Source organism: Thalassobacillus devorans MSP14 (genome assembly GCF_000496835.1).
Taxonomy (GTDB): Bacteria; Bacillota; Bacilli; order Bacillales; family Halobacillaceae; genus Thalassobacillus; species Thalassobacillus devorans_B.
Genome location: NZ_KI543237.1, coordinates 932,293 through 950,068, shown reverse-complemented (window position 1 = coordinate 950,068; position 17,776 = coordinate 932,293). Strand labels below are relative to the sequence as shown.

Below are 17,776 nucleotides of genomic sequence, written 5' to 3'. Positions count from 1 at the left end.
CAGAGGGCATGGGAAAGTGAAATATACAAAAGGGAGGTCACCCTTTCAATTACACGTTAATACATAAAAGCGAAAAAGTAAATGACCCAAAAGAACTTACAAATATTCAAAATTTGTAAAAAAATAAGGAAACATGGTCATTCGAATAGAATTATGTAAAATAGGAGGATAAATAAAATGAGAGAATGTTTGTTTTGCAACATCGTTGAAGATGGAGATCAACAAATTATTCTGGAAAATGCCACGTGCTATTATATACAAAAGAAGTCAGAACAAACCGTGCTGGAAGGGAGCGGACTGATTATCCCGAAAGCGCATCATCAGAATGTTTTTGAACTGACGGAGGAAGAATGGAAGGATACGAGATCTCTGCTGCTGCAAGCCAAAAGGCTGTTAGAGGAGACTCATTCGCCGGATGGATACAGTGTCGGGTGGAATACAGGAGAAGCTGGGGGGCAGTCCATTCCTCATGCCCATCTCCATGTGATCCCTCGCTTTGCTGATGAACCTTATGCTTACAAAGGAATCCGATACTGGTTGAAGCAGTCGGAAAATAAGCGGCAAAAGCTTCGATAGTAGGAAGGGTCATAATGGCGTATGATACTTTTTTAATATATTTACATAGACATGAACCACTATAAAACCAGCTAAATAAGTAACGTATGTCCAAAGAATATTCCATCCATTATAATAATGAATCTTGCCTGACCATAGGACCAGGAATTCAATGAAAGTGGTAAGGAGGGAAAAAGATAAGATGAGCGTCCATATGTCTATCAGTGTCTTCTCTCTTACATAGGCAAATATGCTGGTAACCATAGGAAAGTAACCTAAACTGATGGGAATCGCAGATAAGGACGGATTGTTATAAATAGGTTTCACTTCCCAAACCAGATCGAACCCCCAATCATTGGCAACAAAGGCTATCGTGACACCTAAAGGATACATAAGTATGACCAGTAAAGGGCTTTTCATAAATAGGTAAATGAGTATTCCCCAGGGAATAAGCAGACCCAACAGGACATTCATCCACATAGCTACACCTCTTTTTCACTTAGTGTAACCAGTGTGCCCGCTAATAATTTAAAAAAGAAGCTTTAATTTGATAAAATGGTATATATTAATACTATAAATACGTTATTAACAGATATTTACAAATGGTAGCAGGTTAAGCTGTTAACCAAAAGGAGGGGTTCGTGTGGGTTTTACGTATGAAGAAGGTCAGGAAATCACAGATTTCATTGCCGCCAATCATGATAAGTTCGAGGAGAACCTATTGAATGAAGCTGTCAATGTAAGAGATAAAATCCAAAGTATTATGCTGAAAGGAAATATCGATTTATTGGAAAATGCCCATAAATTGACCCTGCACGTTGTCAAGCAGGAAGAAGAAGAAGTGGTAGCTTTTGCTAAACAGGAAGGAGTCATTTGGGCAAAACACTCGCTCACCCTCTCATTCAAACTGGAATGGGTACAGGCGATCCGTAGAACGATATGGAACTTCCTCTATGAATATGAACGATTGAGTGAAACGCCTGCAAACAGGGAAGCCTTCTATCAAACGGAGGAACGAATTAACGACCAGATTGATAAATTCCTCAACTGGTTCTTTCTTAGCTTTTCCGAATATAAAGATAAACTGCTCGAATCACAAAGAAAATTGGTGAAGAATCTTTCTGTACCGATTATTCCTATCCAATCCAATGTCTGTATTCTTCCTTTAATTGGGGAAATTGATGAAGACCGTTATCAAACGATTGAGGAAAAAGTGCTCATCGAAGTAGGGAGGTTACATATTCAAACATTGATCATTGATCTTTCTGGTGTGGCTGAAATGGAGAAGGAAATCAGTCATTATTTGATGAAAATGTTAGATGGCATCTCTATGATGGGTTGTAAGTCAGTCATTACAGGAATGAGCGCAGCCATTGTAAGAAATATAGTTCACGGGGAAATTGACTTTGGTGATAAGGCTGAAATTAAAGGGAATTTGCAGCAGGCGTTGGAGGAGTACGTCGTAAAACCCTGATGCATGATTGAAAAACTGCCGCACCCTGTTATTCTGGGTGGGGCAGTTTTTTTGTACTTAAGAAAGTTTTAACTTTGGTAAAGTGTTAAAGTATAAGTAAATCCTATAGCTTTAGCTATAAGTACCTGGTGATAAGCTAAGCTTTCCTAAAAGGAGAAAGTTATAACTCCTACACCGTTTTTCACTCATAAGTGTTCTTCCCGGTAACCGTAAAACTTCTCACCGCCGAAAGGTTCGAGTTGTTCCTGAACAAGTTTGCAAAGCTCCTCTTTCTCCTTTTTAATGATAAATGTTTCTAGCGCTGCTGTTATTCGCCTGGCTAACCCGGGATCAAAGCTTCTGATCGCCCTGGCATACCATTTTCCCCAACCGATCCATTGTTGGTTACCCCTTAGAATGAGTTCGGATAAGCAATCGATTAACTCCTGCAGGATAAAGACCTCTTCCTCAAAATTAGCAGCACTCCTGAAATCGGATAACAAATCGGTGATTGTGTATCGTGCATGATCGATTTGCTGCTGTGTCCAGGCGGACGGACCTTCTTTGTAAATTCGCTGTGCTTCGGCTTTGATTTTACTCCCTTCCGTTTGATCGCCAGCAATTTGTTTGCCTTCCCCACACATCTTTACCAGGGTTGGAAGTCCTTTATATTTTGCCGCTTCAAAATGAACACTGACGGAGCTGGGATGATAAAGAAAGGATTCGATTTTCCATCCCTCATACACATGGCATTCTAATGACGAAGAGGGCTCTTTATTGTCAATAATAACAAGGTCAATGTCTGATTCTGATGTAATATTTCCTTCCACTATACTGCCCCCGATAAATACAACCAGCGCATCGGGAAAGTAGTCTTCAATAAACCGGGCAGCGGTTCGGGTTATATAATCATTCACTTTCCATCCCCTCCTATTCCTGTGATTATGTTATTCATACAAAAAAAAAGCGTTAATTTACATTTATCAGGAAGAAAGCCTATATCCCGAGCTGATCATTACATAACCTGATTAGAAGAATGAATGAATCGAGGTGAACTGAATGACGAAATTTAAGCCCTACCCATTATGGACGGATCTTCCTTATGCTGGGGAAAATACTCCTCCTAAGAAGGGGGTTGAGCCGTATGCCGGTTCCTGGAACACTTATTTTTTACGAATTGGTACGGACGGTTTTGAAACATTAGATGGCAGCCCGGTTCTTTTTGAGGTGGAAAAACCGGAGCGGATCCGGTGGGACCACCAGTTAAGAATAGTGAAACGTACCCTGGCTAACCTAACAGAAGAAGAAATAATGATTGCTAAGTATTGGGGGTCCGGGCCGCCTTCTAAACAATGGACTCCTATTGCCGACCGGCTGATCGACACTTATAACGTAGAAGCGCCACGAGCCGGCAGGATTTTAGGGGCTTTGTTTGCGGGCCTGAGTGATGCTCTGGTAGTAACCTGGTATTTAAAATATAAGTGGCTTGTCGCCCGTCCGAATCAGCTGGATGATCAGCTTGCGACAGTCATTTGTACCCCCGAGCACCCAACGTATCCTTCCGGTCATGCAACAGTATCAGGAGCTGCTGAAGTGATTTTATCTTATTTCTTTCCTGCTGAAAAAAGACGACTCCGTCAGCTGGCTGAAGAAGATGCGAAATCGCGTCTATATGCAGGGGTTCATTTTCCGGTGGATAATGAACAGGGATTAAAGCTTGGGCGTCAAATTGGTGGCATTGTAGTCGAACAATTAAGGAGGGAAAGAGACCGACAAGGAGAGAGAATTGACACTCCTTATCGAGAGAACAGGCATGCTCCGCTTATACCTCCACCATATGAACAGGCAATCCCTTTTGAATATGACCAAAATTGTAATTCTTTACTAATAGATGACAAGAGCATAGAGCAAGAGGTGAACACATCATCTCCTAAATTATTTATCTAGTTGACGAGGGCAGGCAAACTGCCCTTTTTTAATTATGTATCTTTTAAATGTTGTGGTTGATTTTTCATAAAAGCTTATTCAATTAAATGACCGGATTATGGAAGACTCAGTTTCAAGAGAAAAGGGGGTTCTTTACTAAAAAAGAGTCCGGGGTGGCTTGGAAACTACTCGCTTTCCTGCGGGGGACCTGGCAAGCTTCCTCGGGCTATCGCCCTGTGGGATCTTGCCTAGCTCCTTCTCCCGCGGGAGTCTCGCAGTTTCCCAACCACCCCATCCGAAGGATGGGAGAAACGAACCCCTGCCGTACATGAAGATATCTTCCAAATTCACCGCCAAACAAGGCCTCTTTGTAGCTATTAGTATGGTTGGATGACTCTGCCTGCCAATGTTTTCGTTTCTCTTATAGACGTAAGGAGGGCCGGGAAATTGCGAGACTCCTCGAAAATGCTACGCATTTTCTTCGTGCGGTGTTTATTCAGGAAGCTTAGTCAAAGTCCTATGGGAGGATAGGACATGGTGAGATCCCGCAGGGCTTTAGCCTGAGGAAGCTCACCGTCCGCCCATGGAAAGCGAGTGATTTCCCGGACCTCCAAACGCTCACCACCGTAACGGAAACAGTTTCTCTCGAAACTGAGTCTTCCATAAAAGGGAGCTTATATGTAATTGCAACACGGAAGTTTAAAGCTTAGTTTTTAAAATGGAACTTATCAAGGAATCATTATATAATAGGTATCATGAATGAATAATTATGTAAACTAATGGAATTTCATGGCGACCATGTATGTGAATTTACAGGTAGATATAGATGCTATTGTCTGATTTTTCCCACAACAAAATCATTCAGAGTAGAGGGTGTGAATGTGGAAGACTACCAAGTAATTGAACCGAGCCGTATTGACCGTTTGAAGATGACTGTCCCTTCCAGTATTTACAGTACCTATCACCATTTACTTAAAAAGCATTCCCGGCATGGTGCGGCAGACCTGACAAAAAATTATTGCCTGAATGCCCATTTTCCAAGAGAAGAACAGGCCATCGCTTTAGAATTCTTATATATGAATGGTTTTTTTGAAGAAGTTCAGGAGCTATTGGGTAGGGGAGAGATAGAAGCGCCGTATGATTGGTTTTATCGCCTGTTAGTCAGAAGGAAATTTGGAAGGCCCATGTCCAGGCAGGAAGTCCGAAGGTTGAAAAATTGGTCACAGGATCAAGCTGCTGCAGAAACGCTTCGGTTATTTATGCTCATTTACCATCATTATGATAGCAAGCACTTTGGAAGCATGGATAATTATATTGATGATATCTATATGGCGATGCATCACATCAATAAACCACTGGTTAAGTACTATTTCCAGCTTCGCTTTGATGAATTGATGTTCCAGTATCACTGGAAGTCGAACATGGGGGTAGTCGCTAAAAAATATGCCTACCGAGTCATCAATTCCACGTTGTCTCCCGAAAAACAATCCGGAATGTATCACCACCTTGCTTTGGTAGAGGTATTTGATGACTATAGTGCAGCCATGGATCATTTAACAACCTCGATACAGATCGCAGAAGAAAATCCGTTGACTTCATCCCTTTATGAATTGAAAGAAAGGTCCTTACCGTTTATCGCTGCCTTCCACCGAAAAACAGAGGGTGTCAAAACAATAGATCCAGTGGAAACAGCCCATCTGGCAATCGCCGAGGGAAGAATGGAGAAAGCCGAAAAAATCTTATCCTCTCTTCCATCGTTGACGCCATTTCAGGAAACTTATTTAGGAGTGGCACGAAATGACAGGTTCCTGCTTCAAAAAGCCTACCAGCGTTTCAAACATGAATATGGAGATCACTTCTTTGCCCGCTTGCCTTTTTATTATTTAAAATATATTGATTGAAAAGGGGGAAGGTAATGAAAAAGCTGCTGCTTGTATTATTAATATTCACGTTGCTTGGCTCTGCCGGTTTGGAGGAAGCCTTTGGCCATGGTGGACAAGCGAAGGCGATTCACGAAGTACTGGCAAACCGGGACCCTGGTGATGGCGGTATGGGTAGCTGGAAGTGAAAAAAGCAGCATAATTGCTGCTTTTTTTATGGACATCCTAAAAGATATTCAGTTTTTTTATACGCTCCAGAGCTTCCTGGATACGTTCTTTTTCCAGTACCAGCCCTACGCGGATATATCCTTCTCCATGCTCTCCGAAGCCAATGCCTGGGGCGACCAGTATTTTTGCTTCTTCAAGCAGCATGTCGGCAAATGAAGTGGATGTATACCCCTCCGGTACTTTCAGCCATGCAAAAAATGATCCTTGCGGAGCTGCTACATTCCAGCCGATTTCCCTTGCTCCTTCTATCAGTGCTTTGCGTCTGTCCTCATAAAGCTCCACGAGCTCATCGACGCCTTCCTGTGAGGAAGTCAGCGCTTCGGCAGCGGCGTCCTGAACTGCTCCAAATATACTGCAATAAAAGTGGTCCTGGATAATGTTGATCGCTTCGATAACGGATGGATTACCTACGGCAAAAGCGACCCGCCAGCCAGCCATGTTATAGGTTTTCGACATCGTATAAATTTCGATTCCGATATCTTTGGCGCCTGGACGTTCCAGGTAACTTACCGGTTTGTTGCCATCGAAACCGATGGCTCCATAAGCAAAATCATGTACTACACATAAATCATGTTTTTCAGCAAATGCAATGGTTTCATCAAAAAATTCTTCGGAAGCCATTGCGCCGGTCGGGTTGTTAGGGTAATTGAGCAACAACATTTTCGATGCTTTTTTCACGTCCTCCGGGATATCGTCATAAACCGGCAGGAAGTTATTTTCTTCTAACAATGGCATCATATGCATAGGGACATTGGCCATAGCGGGACCGGACCAATAATCGGGATAACCAGGGTCAGGAACAAGCATTGTTTCTCCGGGGTTCATCACGGAAAGCGGAAGCTCGACAAGACCGGCTTTTGCTCCGAACAATAAAGCCACTTCGGTATCCGGATCGATGTCGACACCGTATTCGCGCTGGTAGAATTCAGCGACAGCATTCAGCAGATTCTTCTTACCCCGGAAGGGCGGGTATTTGTGGTTTTCTATATCTTGTGAAGCCTCCTGCAGCCGTTTGATTACGTGAGGGGGAGTGGGCTTGTCAGGACTTCCCTGACCAAGGTTGATGACATCATGCCCTTCTGCAACCGCTTTTTCCATGCGGTTAGCTAGTACAGCAAAAAATTGATCCGGTAATTGCTTTAACATATCAGAATGTGGGAAAGTTTTCATAATAGATGAGCCACCCTTTAAATGAATTTTCTTAAACTTCTTTCAATTTAATGGTTAAAATGGTATAACGAAAATTAACATTTGTAAAGAATTGAATGGGGGATGATAGTGATGAAATGGAAGGTAGCCTGTCTCCAAATGGATATCGCCTATGGAGTTCCAGAGGAAAATTATAAGGAAGCAGAAAAATGGATAGCTAAAGCAGCCTCCTTGGCCGATGTGATCGTTTTGCCGGAAATGTGGACCACCGGGTATGACCTGACCCGTCTTGATGAAATTGCCGATAAAGAAGCTGAACGAGCGATCGAATTTCTCCAAAAGCAGGCGGTTAAACATCAGGTTCATTTGATTGGAGGGTCTATTGCTAATGAAGAAGTTGACGGGGTGAGGAATACATTGCTGATTGTGGATCACAACGGTCAGCTTATCCATAAATACAGCAAACTGCATTTGTTCCAACTGATGGATGAACATCTTTACCTCGAAGCAGGGAAAGATGAAAGTGGTTTTGAGTTGGATGGGGAATCCGTAGCTGGGTTTATCTGCTATGACCTTCGTTTCCCGGAATGGATGAGTAAGCCTGTTCAAGAGGGGGCAAAGGCTTTGTTCGTGGTAGCGGAGTGGCCAGCTCCCCGTGTCAACCATTGGCGTGTCTTACTTCAGGCAAGAGCGATTGAGAACCAATGCTATGTGGTTGCCTGTAACAGAATCGGTGCGGATCCGAAAAATAAATTTGCCGGTCATTCGATGATCATTGATCCTTGGGGAGAGATCATAGCCGAAGGAGGAGACGAAGAGGAAATCGTAACGGGTGAAGTGGATTTGGGTGAAGTAGAAGAGATAAGGAAAAGAATTCCTATTTTTGAGGATCGCAGACCACAACGATATCGGTAAATGCTATAGCCGGCTTGGAAAGGTGATTCCAGGCCGGATTTTTTTAAATTCGTGTGAGTTTTTAACTGTTCTTACAGGAATTTCATGTCGAATCGTTTATAATGATTATAATAAAACATATAAGGGGTTTCTTCTCATGTTGGATAATATAGAAACGCAAGGGGCATTCATGAATGCTTTTAACCAGGCATTCATAGGGATGGCAATTGTAAATATGGATGGAAACTTTATGATGGTCAATCAATCGTTTTGCAGGATATTGGATTTTACAAAAGGGGAACTTCTGCAAAAGAATGTGATGGATCTGACACCGCCTGAGGATTTTAAACTGGTTGCTTCTCAATTTCGGCGTCTGGCCGAGGAAGATATAGAAGCTTTTGAAATAGTGAAACGTTGCTATAAAAAAAATGGTAGCACGATATGGGGACGCCTCAGTATTTCTGTTTATCAGGATGAATCGAAGGAATCTCATCTGATTATCCAGCTGCAGGATGTCACTGAACAAAAGCTGGAAGAAGAAGAGTTGATGATTCGTGAAAGAGAATTCCGTGAACTGGTAGAAGGCGCTCCTGATGCGATGGCAATCCATGACGCTGAAAGGATTTTATATCTTAATCAGGCAGCTGTCGAGACATTAGGAGTCCGGGCGGAAGATATCATTGGCCAGCCATTATCAAAGTTCCTTTGTAAAGAAGACTGGTTGTGGTATCGGGAAAAATTAGTTGAAGCTTTAGAAAATGGGAAAGTGGACGGGATTTTTGATATCCGGCTTGTCTTGCCTTCCGGGGATACGATGGATGTCTCGAGTACCGGATCTATCATTGAATACCAGGGTAGAAGAGCCATGCAAGCAGTTTTCCGGAATAATTCAGCGCAAAAAGAGTTCGAGAACAAAAGCAACTATATGCTGCAGCAATATGAAAAAATGAACCTGGTCGGTGAACTGGCAGCGGGTATTGCCCATGAAATTAAGAATCCTTTGACGATCTTGAAAGGGTTCATTCAATTACTCGACATCAGTAAGCATAAGCGGGAGCATGCGCAATATGAAAATCTTATGTTCTCAGAGATAGATCGTATCCACCTGATGGTCAATGAATTTCTTACGCTGGCTAAGCCTTCTGAAGAAGATATGAAGCCTATTGATCTCCATGTCGCTCTCAAACAGACGGTCAGTCTGATGCAGGCTCATGCAGCAGGTAATAAGGTAACGATTGACTTTGAGGAGAAAGCCTCCTTACCTTTGATTCATGGTATTGAAAATAAATTGAAACAAGCATTTATAAATATTATTAAAAATGCCATTGAAGCCATGTCTGAAGGAGGACGTCTCCGTATCCTAATCGATCAGTGTAAGGAAGGGATGAAAATAAGTTTTGCGGACGAGGGATGCGGGATGACAGAAGAAGAGCAAAGGAAAATCACCACACCATTTTTTACTACGAAGTCAGATGGAACCGGACTTGGGATGATGATTACGAATAATATTGTTGAAAGCCACAACGGCAAAATGATGGTTGATAGTAAAGCTGGATCAGGAACAACCATAACGATTACCTTACCTGTATAAAAAATTATGATGATCGGGTGCCCTGAAGGTAGTTATGACATTCCCTGGGCACCCTTTTTTTCCGAGCGGATAACCATTGTGCTTTTTATTGTTCCTGCAAACCTCGTAAAGCTACTTCCATTTCTTCTTCTGGATTATCCAAAGGATAAATTCTTGCGGTTTCATTTTTTACATCCACATGCTGGATGTAAATCGGTACACCATTATAGGTGACGTCAATCATATTAGGTGCTTCTGTGATTTCTTTTGCCCGATGTGTTTGCATCGTGCCACCTCCAGGTATTTTTTTATTAGGTTGAACACCTATTGGAAATTTATTCAGACGTATCATTTCACTAATCGTTTAACGTGCTAATTTACTAAAATTTCCAAAAAAAGTGATTGACAGATATTTTAGAAAACGATTACAATTAAGATAGCGATTAGTGACTAGAAAAGTTTACAAAAGAAATTTGGTGTACGTATGAGTCAACGGGTGAAAATCGGGAAATTAGCTGTGCTGCTTACAACGCTTGAGGAGGAGGAGCTTGCCCCATTTGAAAAACAATTGGAGGATGTGGATTTTTGCCTCGGACGTGCCGGGTCGATGAATATGCAAAAAGTGATTTCGGCTGTAGAAACGGCTGCAAAGCGGCAGCAGATCATTTCCGAGATAGTATACCGCGAAACGCATTCTCTTTACCATGCCATCCTGGAAGCATTAGAAGGCGTAACCAGAGGGCAGATAGCCATCGGTGATATGATGCGGACTGTAGGTTTGAAATTCGCGGTGGTCAGGGGGAAGCCCTATGATCGTGATGGAGAAGGAGAATGGATCGCCGTAGCTTTTTACGGTACGATCGGAGCCCCTGTCAAAGGGCTCGAACACGAGACGATGGGTTTAGGGATCAATCATATATAGGAACGTTGCCTAAAGTAATAAGTTGATAGGAGGCGACATTGGCTTTCATGTGCCATTGTCGTCTCCTTTTTCATATTCAAAAGAGGAGTGAGGACAATGATAGAGTTAAACGGCAAATCTTTGAGTGTACGTGATATCAAGCGTGTATGTATACATGGGGAAGAAGTCAGTATTTCCGAAGATAGTCTAAAAGCTGTCCGTAAGGGACGGAAGGCTGTCGATAAAATTGTCGAGGAACACCGTACGGTCTATGGGATCAACACCGGTTTTGGTAAATTCAGTGATGTATCGATTGAGGAAGGGGACGTCAATGATCTGCAGCTGCACTTGATACGTTCGCATGCCTGTGGGGTAGGGGAGCCCTTTCCGGAAGTTGTAGCACGTGCCATGGTATTGCTGCGGTTGAATGCGCTGCTAAAAGGATTCTCAGGGGTGCGAGAGGTAGTGGTGAAACGGCTGTGCCAGCTTGTTAACGAAAAAGTTCACCCTGTTATCCCTAGCCAGGGCTCATTAGGGGCTTCAGGTGATTTAGCACCGCTGTCCCACTTGGCACTTGTATTGGTCGGTGAAGGCCGTGTTTATTTTCAAGGAAAAGAAATGCCTGCTGCAGAGGCCCTGGAAGCCATCGGAATGGCACCAGTAAAGCTTAAAGCGAAGGAAGGACTTGCGCTCATTAATGGTACGCAGGCGATGACCGCAATGGGAGCGATCAATATCATCGAAGCGGAACAACTGGCGGTGCAAAGTGAATGGATAGCAGCCATGACAATGGAGGGATTGCAGGGCATCATGGACGCCTTCCACCCGGCTATTCATGAAGCACGTGGATATCGTGAGCAGGTGGACGTTGCTGCACGCATGAGAAGACTGCTTGCTGATAGTAATTTGACTACACGACAAGGGGAAAAAAGGGTGCAGGATGCTTATTCGATCCGTTGCATTCCACAAGTCCATGGCGCTTCCTGGCAGAGCCTTGACTATGTCCATGACAAGTTGGCAATAGAAGTGAATGCAGCGACGGATAATCCATTAATTTTTGAGGATGGGGAAGTGGTCGTCTCTGGCGGGAATTTCCACGGGCAGCCGATTGCGCTGGCGATGGATTTTATGAAAGTGGCCGTGGCCGAATTGGCAAACATCTCTGAGCGCAGGATTGAGCGGCTGGTGAATCCGCAGTTGAATGACCTGCCGCCATTTTTAAGTCCAAATCCCGGCCTGCAATCGGGGGCGATGATTATGCAGTATGCAGCTGCATCACTCGTTTCGGAAAACAAAACACTTGCCCATCCGGCAAGTGTAGATTCGATTCCTTCTTCTGCTAATCAGGAAGATCATGTCAGCATGGGGACAATCGCTGCACGTCATGCCTATCAGATCATCACTAATTTGCGTCGTGTCCTTGCGGTTGAACTGATTTGTGCTATGCAGGCAGTCGAACACCGGGGTGTGGAACACATGGCTTCTGCAACCAGAGAACTGTATGAGGAAGTACGTACTTTCATTCCATCGATTGAAGAAGACAGAGTGTTTGCTAATGATATTGAACGACTGGCTGTCTGGTTGAAAGAGGGAGAGTTTGTCTGGGATTTAACATCCCAAACCGTTGCTAATTAAATAATTAGGTTCTGTTAAATCTCAGTGTTGATTTTACAGTTAAAGCTCCCAATAGCTGAAGACTCAGTTTTGAGATAGTTGGGGCCGTAGCCATGAGAGGAATGGAATGGTCCGGGAAACAACTCGCTTTCCAGCGGGGGACCTGGCAAGCTTCCTCGGGCTAAAGCCCTGCGGGATCTCGCCTAGCCCCTTCTCCCGCGGGAGTCTCGCCGTTTCCCTTCCCATCCAGCCATTTTTATACTTAACGGCCCCTTCCAAAGAAGGAAGAATGTAGCTGAAATCTTCATTTTAAAAGGTTTAGCGGTGCCAAAGTCTTGTTTTTATTATCATTGCCGATTTTCCATAAGGTTGATTTCGAAATCTTTCTATGACAAGGGGCGTAGGGAAACGGTGAAACTCCTGTGGGAGCTGAGTGATAGATGAGGCCCCGCAAGGCGAAGCCTGAGGAGACTCAGCACACGCCCACGGAAAGCGAATCGTTTCCCGGAGCCCCTCAACTCCAACAATATCTCGAAATCGAGTCTTCCATAATCCGGCCCTATTGTTGAAGAAGCCTCTTATAAAATATCAATAACGTTTAACAGAAGGAAATATTAAAAGAAAACCAGGCAAGCTGATGTCAGCTTGCCTGTTCTTCATGTGATCAGAGCGCTCCTTCTGATTTAAGTTCCTGATATTCCTCATCTGTAAAAGCGCGGGAGCGGCTCAGAAACCTTTTGCCTTCCACGCCTTCCAGTGAAAACATGCCGCCACGGCCATCCACCACATCAATGATCAGTTGTGTGTGTTTCCAGTATTCATACTGCTGCTTATTGATGTAAAATGGCGTGTCGCCGATTTTACCAAGCAGCACATCCTGAGCTCCGATAATCAGATCTCCCTCCGGATAGCACATCGGAGAACTGCCATCACAGCAGCCGCCCGATTGATGGAACATAAGCGGACCATGTTTTTCTTTCAATTTTTCGATCAGCTGGAGAGCGGAATCTGTTGCCACTACGCGCTCAACCATCGTATTCACGCTCCTTTTCAAAATCATCTGATTTTAGAAAAAGCCAAGTTTCTTCGGACTGTAGCTGACCAGCAGGTTTTTCGTTTGCTGATAATGACTGAGCATCATCTTATGGTTTTCACGACCGACACCTGACATCTTATAGCCGCCGAAAGCTGCATGAGCAGGGTAGGCATGGTAGCAGTTGGTCCATACCCGGCCAGCTTCAATGCCACGGCCGAAGCGATAGGCAGTATTCATATCTCTTGACCAGACACCGGCACCCAGTCCATACAAGGTGTCGTTGGCAATTTCCATCGCTTCTTCCTGGTCTTTGAAGGTGGTCACAGAAAGTACCGGACCGAAGATTTCCTCCTGGAAGATACGCATCTTATTATTTCCTTTGAAGACAGTAGGCTGGATATAGTAACCTTCTGCTAAGTCGCCTTCTAATTTATTGACCTCTCCGCCGACGAGACATTCCGCTCCTTCTTCCTTACCAATCTGCAGGTAGGACTGGATTTTTTCCATCTGTTCAGAAGAAGCCTGGGCTCCCATTGCCACTTCCGGGTCAAGCGGGTTGCCGATTTTGATTTGTTTGACCCGTTCAATTGCGCGCTCCATGAACTCATCATAAATAGATTCCTGAATTAACGCGCGGGAAGGGCAGGTACAAACTTCCCCTTGGTTGAGGGCGAACATGACCAGGCCTTCAATTGCTTTATCAAAGAAATCATCATCCTCACGCATGATATCCTCGAAGAAAATATTCGGTGATTTTCCGCCAAGCTCAAGCGTTACCGGAATGATGTTCTGGGAAGCATATTGCATAATCATACGACCTGTCGTCGTTTCACCGGTAAAGGCTACTTTGTTGATACGTGGGTTGGAGGCAAGCGGTTTACCGGCTTCCAGGCCGAATCCGTTTACAATATTCACAACCCCTGGTGGAAGCAGGTCTTCAATCATTTCAAAGAGATATAGGATAGACACTGGCGTTTGTTCTGCAGGCTTAAGTACAACTGCGTTTCCTGCTGCCAAAGCAGGTGCCAGCTTCCAGGTTGCCATCAATAGCGGGAAGTTCCACGGAATGATTTGTCCTACGACACCTAACGGCTCATGGAAATGGTAAGCAACGGTATCTCCGTCAATTTCACCAATCGATCCTTCCTGGGAACGTATGACGGAAGCGAAGTAACGGAAATGATCCACAGCAAGTGGGATATCGGCATTCAGAGTCTCGCGCACTGCTTTCCCGTTTTCCCACGTTTCAGCTACCGCAAGTTTTTCGAGATTTTCCTCCATGCGATCAGCGATACGGTTGAGGATCAGAGAACGTTCAGTTACTGAGGTTTTCCCCCAGGAATCTTTCGCTTCGTGGGCAGCATCAAGTGCTAACTCAACGTCTTCTTCTGTAGATCTGGCAACCTCGCAGAAAGCTTTTCCGGTTACTGGTGTGACATTTTCAAAGTATTGGCCTTTGACAGGGGCTGTCCATTTGCCCCCTATGTAGTTATCGTATTTTTTCTTAAATTCTACGATCGATCCTTCTGTGTTCGGAAATGCATAAACCATCTTCAAAGATTCCTCCATTTCATGAGTTCAATTTTTGTAATCGTTTACAAAAAATCTGAAGATAAGAATAGAATCAGATTCAGCTTTGAGTCTATCATTCTATCAGAATATTGTCAATTATTAGTCATTTGTGTCTGTGCATTTAGTCCCGCGAGTGAATAAATCTATTGCGTAGAAATGAGTTTTACATTTGTTCAAACAAACACCCCGGGTCCTCCAGATTTTGGAGGGCTCCGGGGTGTAGGAAGTATTACTCGGTAATTCCTACTTGGTTTAGTCCGTATTCAGTCGCTTGTACTTCTTCACTGCCTTCACCATAAATGTCGGCCGCAGATTGGATCAGTGCTTTTCTTGCCTGGCTGAAGTTCGTGTCAGGAGTGAAATAAACAGTGAGAGCACGGTAATAGATTTGTCCCAGTTTATCCTTACCGATTTGTTCACCTGTATAATAAGCGGCATGATTGATAATCGAAGAATTAATGTGTACCCCGCCATTATCAAGGTCTCTTGGAAGGTCATAATACTCATCCATATGGGAAGGGTACATACCATTGCCATCTCCGTATGGAGCATACGTGGCCCCAACTGGATATTTACTAGGATCACTCAAGCTTCGAAGTGAGGTTCTGCCGGATTCCTTCGCAGCTTCTGCCATGATATCTTCCCCGACTTCCCAATCCTCTTCATCAACAAGTGCTCCGAAGATATCTGCAAAAGCTTCGTTCAAGGCGCCGGATTGGAATTGATATTTCAACCCTCCGGAATGGCTGATGACGCCATGGGTCATTTCATGAGCGGCTACATCCAGACCGGCCGATAATGGAATGAAAAATTCACCGTCCCCATCTCCGTAAGTCATTTGATGACCGTTCCAGAAGGCATTATTGTAATCTTCACCGAAGTGGACGCTGGATTTGATCGCCATGCCTTTTCCGTCAATCGAGTTGCGGTCATGTTCTTCCAGGTAATACTCATATACTTTTTCTGAATTGTAATGAGCATCTACCGCAGGCTGATCGTACTCCGATTTCCAGGCAGACCCCACTTTCGTATGTACTTCACCTGGAAGTCCACCCCATTGGTGGGAGAGGTCATACGTATAAATGCCGTCTAAATTATTATGAGAGCTGTCCTGGAGATAAAATGTTGTCCCATCCCCAGCCTTTTCATTTTTGTGAGAAACATGCAGCTTGCGGTGATCTCCTAAGACCCCGATACCGGATCCTTCCGCAGGCAGGTAACCATCAGCATGCATCAGTGCGTTATACTGATCGATGACCTTTCCGGTTTTGGCATCTACGTATACATACCAGTTGCCTGGATTTTCTCCAAGAAAATTGACATTGACTTTATGAGCGAGGTAGCTCTTATCATCAGAGGGATAGATGACCAGTTCGCTGGAAGGGGTATAGTCGAGCTTCTCGGGAGCCTTTACAGCTTGTTTAGCTGCAGCTAACGCCTGTTCCTGGGATATGGCAGGTTCGGAAGCTACTTCTGCATTTTCAACAGATGTATTAAACTCTCCATTTACAGCAGTAATCGCATTATTCTGGTTGTAATGGACAATTACTTCGCTGCCTTCTACTGGAATCCCGTTTTTACTCTGTTGAAAACGAACATGGGTCATGCCTAATTCGTCTTTTTCTGTCTTTTTTCCAGTAAGCTCGCTTTTGGATTCTTAATGTTATATTTACTGGTGTTTTTTTCTAAATACTCGAGCGCAGAAGCAGCATTGCTGGCAGGTTGCTTTACAGCTTGTTTTTCAATCACAAATAGAGGTTTATTTCCGTTGTTAAGGCCATGTTTTTCTGCAATGGCTTCCGTGGATACTTCACTATGTACTGCTTCTGAAGGGAGAGGGGCGATTGTTCCGGCGAACATGGTGGTCGATAAAACCAACACTGGTAATATTCGTTTTTTATTCAAAAAAATTCCTCCTCAAAATGGTTTATTACCAATTATAAAAGAGAGGAGGAATAAATGTCAGAATATTTTTAACTATTTTCGTAATGCGAAAGTCCTGATCTATGATACTATGTTCCGAAACAAAGTTCCTGGTAGTTGCACCTGGCACATTTACGCTCTTCCTGATGCATCGGAAATTGGCTGATTTCAACGGGCTCATTTTTTTCAAAATCAATCAGGTAATTGGACATTTCCTGTATACTCATTCCAAAAAGGTTCTGCACATTGATCAAGTCAGTGGAATTCAATGCGTGTTCTTTATGGTAGCCTTCCAGCAGGTACTCATTGCGTATGACGATTTTATCCAGAGTATCTATGTTATAGCGCTGCTTTAAGTAAAGGGCGTATAATGCCAGCTGGTTACGGTCTTCCGCAGAGGATTTTCCGGTTTTCCAGTCGACGATGACCCACTTATCATTCGTAAGGTCACGATAGACCAGGTCCATGACAATATAAATTTTGATATCTCCGATCGTCATATAGCGAAAGTCTTCGGATTCGACAAACCTGATATTTTCAGGAGACTGGATATCACGGAAGGTCTGGCTGGTCAGGAAGTTGTTCATGGCTGAACTCAGACGCCTCTGGATTTTAGCTATTTTATGCTCTGGAAGCTGATCAAAATGACCATAGTAGATTTCATGAAGCATCGTATAATGTTTCGGTTTATCATGCCACAAATGCTCCCGCCGGGTCGAATCGATATAACCCTGATTTAGCTGCTGACGGATGCGGGCGATCAGCTTCTCTTCTGAAGGCACCTGTCTTGTTTTTAAAAAATACGTAATGACTTGATAGATGGTATCGTGGACAATGCTCCCGAACAGCATTTCCAGATTGGTCAACTTTTTTAAACGGTACGTGTGCCGTGCCAGGGAATCAGCGTCCCGGAGCCAGCCGTTATGCGAAACATAATAATCGTAGCCGTATTTTCTAGGGCATTCGAGCAGTGTTTTGTGACGGGAAATGGACCAGGACAGCTCAGGGTGGGGTTTGATTTCGAACATGGGATCACTCCGAATAAGTAATGAGAGGGGCACGGCGGCCCCTCTTC

General features: G+C 43.9%; 18 protein-coding genes. 9 read left to right on the top strand and 9 right to left on the bottom strand.

Going from position 1 to position 17,776, the window contains the following annotated elements; translation table 11 throughout:
* Nucleotides 1-177: 177 nt before the first annotated feature.
* Nucleotides 178-576: an HIT family protein gene (locus P855_RS0114845; RefSeq protein WP_028784309.1), complete on the top strand. Its 399-nt coding sequence runs from the start codon at nucleotides 178-180 to the stop codon at nucleotides 574-576.
* Between the two features lie 9 nt (nucleotides 577-585).
* Here P855_RS0114845 and P855_RS0114840 read toward each other — a convergent pair whose 3' ends face one another.
* Nucleotides 586-1,035: a hypothetical protein gene (locus tag P855_RS0114840; RefSeq protein WP_028784308.1), complete on the bottom strand. Its 450-nt coding sequence runs from the start codon at nucleotides 1,033-1,035 to the stop codon at nucleotides 586-588.
* 163 nt (nucleotides 1,036-1,198) lie between these two features.
* Here P855_RS0114840 and P855_RS0114835 point away from each other — a divergent pair, with 163 nt between their 5' ends.
* Nucleotides 1,199-2,029, top strand: coding sequence for an STAS domain-containing protein (locus P855_RS0114835; RefSeq protein WP_028784307.1), 831 nt, complete (start codon nucleotides 1,199-1,201; stop codon nucleotides 2,027-2,029).
* Nucleotides 2,030-2,214: 185 nt separating this feature from the next.
* Here the strand turns inward: P855_RS0114835 and P855_RS0114830 are convergent, their stop codons facing one another.
* Nucleotides 2,215-2,925 carry a nucleotidyltransferase domain-containing protein gene (locus P855_RS0114830; RefSeq protein ID WP_028784306.1) on the bottom strand — a complete coding sequence of 237 codons (711 nt, stop codon included), beginning with the start codon at nucleotides 2,923-2,925 and terminating at the stop codon, nucleotides 2,215-2,217.
* A 142-nt stretch (nucleotides 2,926-3,067) separates the two neighbouring features.
* Here P855_RS0114830 and P855_RS0114825 point away from each other — a divergent pair, with 142 nt between their 5' ends.
* The 3 genes from P855_RS0114825 to P855_RS22280 all read left to right on the top strand — a co-directional run bounded on the left by P855_RS0114825 (nucleotide 3,068) and on the right by P855_RS22280 (nucleotide 6,002).
* Nucleotides 3,068-3,955: a vanadium-dependent haloperoxidase gene (locus P855_RS0114825; RefSeq protein ID WP_028784305.1), complete on the top strand. Its 888-nt coding sequence runs from the start codon at nucleotides 3,068-3,070 to the stop codon at nucleotides 3,953-3,955.
* Between the two features lie 860 nt (nucleotides 3,956-4,815).
* A complete protein-coding gene (locus P855_RS0114815) occupies nucleotides 4,816-5,835 on the top strand; it encodes an AimR family lysis-lysogeny pheromone receptor (RefSeq protein ID WP_028784303.1) in 1,020 nt (339 codons plus the stop codon).
* 14 nt (nucleotides 5,836-5,849) lie between these two features.
* Entirely contained in the window at nucleotides 5,850-6,002 is a 153-nt protein-coding gene (locus P855_RS22280) for a hypothetical protein (RefSeq protein ID WP_161628824.1), read from the top strand.
* A 37-nt stretch (nucleotides 6,003-6,039) separates the two neighbouring features.
* On the opposite strand, the gene P855_RS0114805 is transcribed toward P855_RS22280, so the two are convergent.
* Nucleotides 6,040-7,212 carry a pyridoxal phosphate-dependent aminotransferase gene (locus tag P855_RS0114805; protein WP_028784302.1) on the bottom strand — a complete coding sequence of 391 codons (1,173 nt, stop codon included), beginning with the start codon at nucleotides 7,210-7,212 and terminating at the stop codon, nucleotides 6,040-6,042.
* A gap of 111 nt (nucleotides 7,213-7,323) precedes the next feature.
* On the opposite strand from P855_RS0114805, the gene P855_RS0114800 reads away from it, so the two are divergent.
* Together P855_RS0114800 and P855_RS0114795 are read left to right on the top strand one after the other, a co-directional pair.
* A complete protein-coding gene (locus P855_RS0114800; protein ID WP_028784301.1) occupies nucleotides 7,324-8,106 on the top strand; it encodes a carbon-nitrogen family hydrolase in 783 nt (260 codons plus the stop codon).
* Between the two features lie 136 nt (nucleotides 8,107-8,242).
* Nucleotides 8,243-9,676 (top strand): PAS domain S-box protein, encoded by a 1,434-nt coding sequence (locus tag P855_RS0114795; protein WP_028784300.1) that lies wholly within the window; start codon nucleotides 8,243-8,245, stop codon nucleotides 9,674-9,676.
* Between the two features lie 85 nt (nucleotides 9,677-9,761).
* On the opposite strand, the gene P855_RS0114790 is transcribed toward P855_RS0114795, so the two are convergent.
* Nucleotides 9,762-9,941: an H-type small acid-soluble spore protein gene (locus P855_RS0114790; protein WP_028784299.1), complete on the bottom strand. Its 180-nt coding sequence runs from the start codon at nucleotides 9,939-9,941 to the stop codon at nucleotides 9,762-9,764.
* A 198-nt stretch (nucleotides 9,942-10,139) separates the two neighbouring features.
* On the opposite strand from P855_RS0114790, the gene hutP reads away from it, so the two are divergent.
* Both hutP and hutH read left to right on the top strand, forming a co-directional pair.
* Entirely contained in the window at nucleotides 10,140-10,577 is a 438-nt protein-coding gene (gene hutP / locus P855_RS0114785) for a hut operon transcriptional regulator HutP (RefSeq protein WP_028784298.1), read from the top strand.
* Between the two features lie 96 nt (nucleotides 10,578-10,673).
* Nucleotides 10,674-12,191 carry a histidine ammonia-lyase gene (gene hutH / locus P855_RS0114780; protein WP_028784297.1) on the top strand — a complete coding sequence of 506 codons (1,518 nt, stop codon included), beginning with the start codon at nucleotides 10,674-10,676 and terminating at the stop codon, nucleotides 12,189-12,191.
* Between the two features lie 643 nt (nucleotides 12,192-12,834).
* Here the strand turns inward: hutH and P855_RS0114775 are convergent.
* The 5 genes from P855_RS0114775 to P855_RS0114760 form a co-directional block, all read right to left on the bottom strand.
* Nucleotides 12,835-13,203, bottom strand: coding sequence for a DUF779 domain-containing protein (locus P855_RS0114775; RefSeq protein WP_028784296.1), 369 nt, complete (start codon nucleotides 13,201-13,203; stop codon nucleotides 12,835-12,837).
* 33 nt (nucleotides 13,204-13,236) lie between these two features.
* Nucleotides 13,237-14,757 carry an aldehyde dehydrogenase gene (gene adh / locus P855_RS0114770; RefSeq protein ID WP_028784295.1) on the bottom strand — a complete coding sequence of 507 codons (1,521 nt, stop codon included), beginning with the start codon at nucleotides 14,755-14,757 and terminating at the stop codon, nucleotides 13,237-13,239.
* Between the two features lie 250 nt (nucleotides 14,758-15,007).
* On the bottom strand, nucleotides 15,008-16,384 hold the full coding sequence (locus P855_RS21095) for a M4 family metallopeptidase (protein WP_235062656.1): 1,377 nt from the start codon (nucleotides 16,382-16,384) through the stop codon (nucleotides 15,008-15,010).
* A gap of 2 nt (nucleotides 16,385-16,386) precedes the next feature.
* Nucleotides 16,387-16,683, bottom strand: coding sequence for a hypothetical protein (locus tag P855_RS22560; protein WP_235062655.1), 297 nt, complete (start codon nucleotides 16,681-16,683; stop codon nucleotides 16,387-16,389).
* Between the two features lie 107 nt (nucleotides 16,684-16,790).
* On the bottom strand, nucleotides 16,791-17,729 hold the full coding sequence (locus tag P855_RS0114760) for a PD-(D/E)XK nuclease family protein (protein ID WP_028784294.1): 939 nt from the start codon (nucleotides 17,727-17,729) through the stop codon (nucleotides 16,791-16,793).
* Between the last annotated feature and the right edge of the window lie 47 nt (nucleotides 17,730-17,776).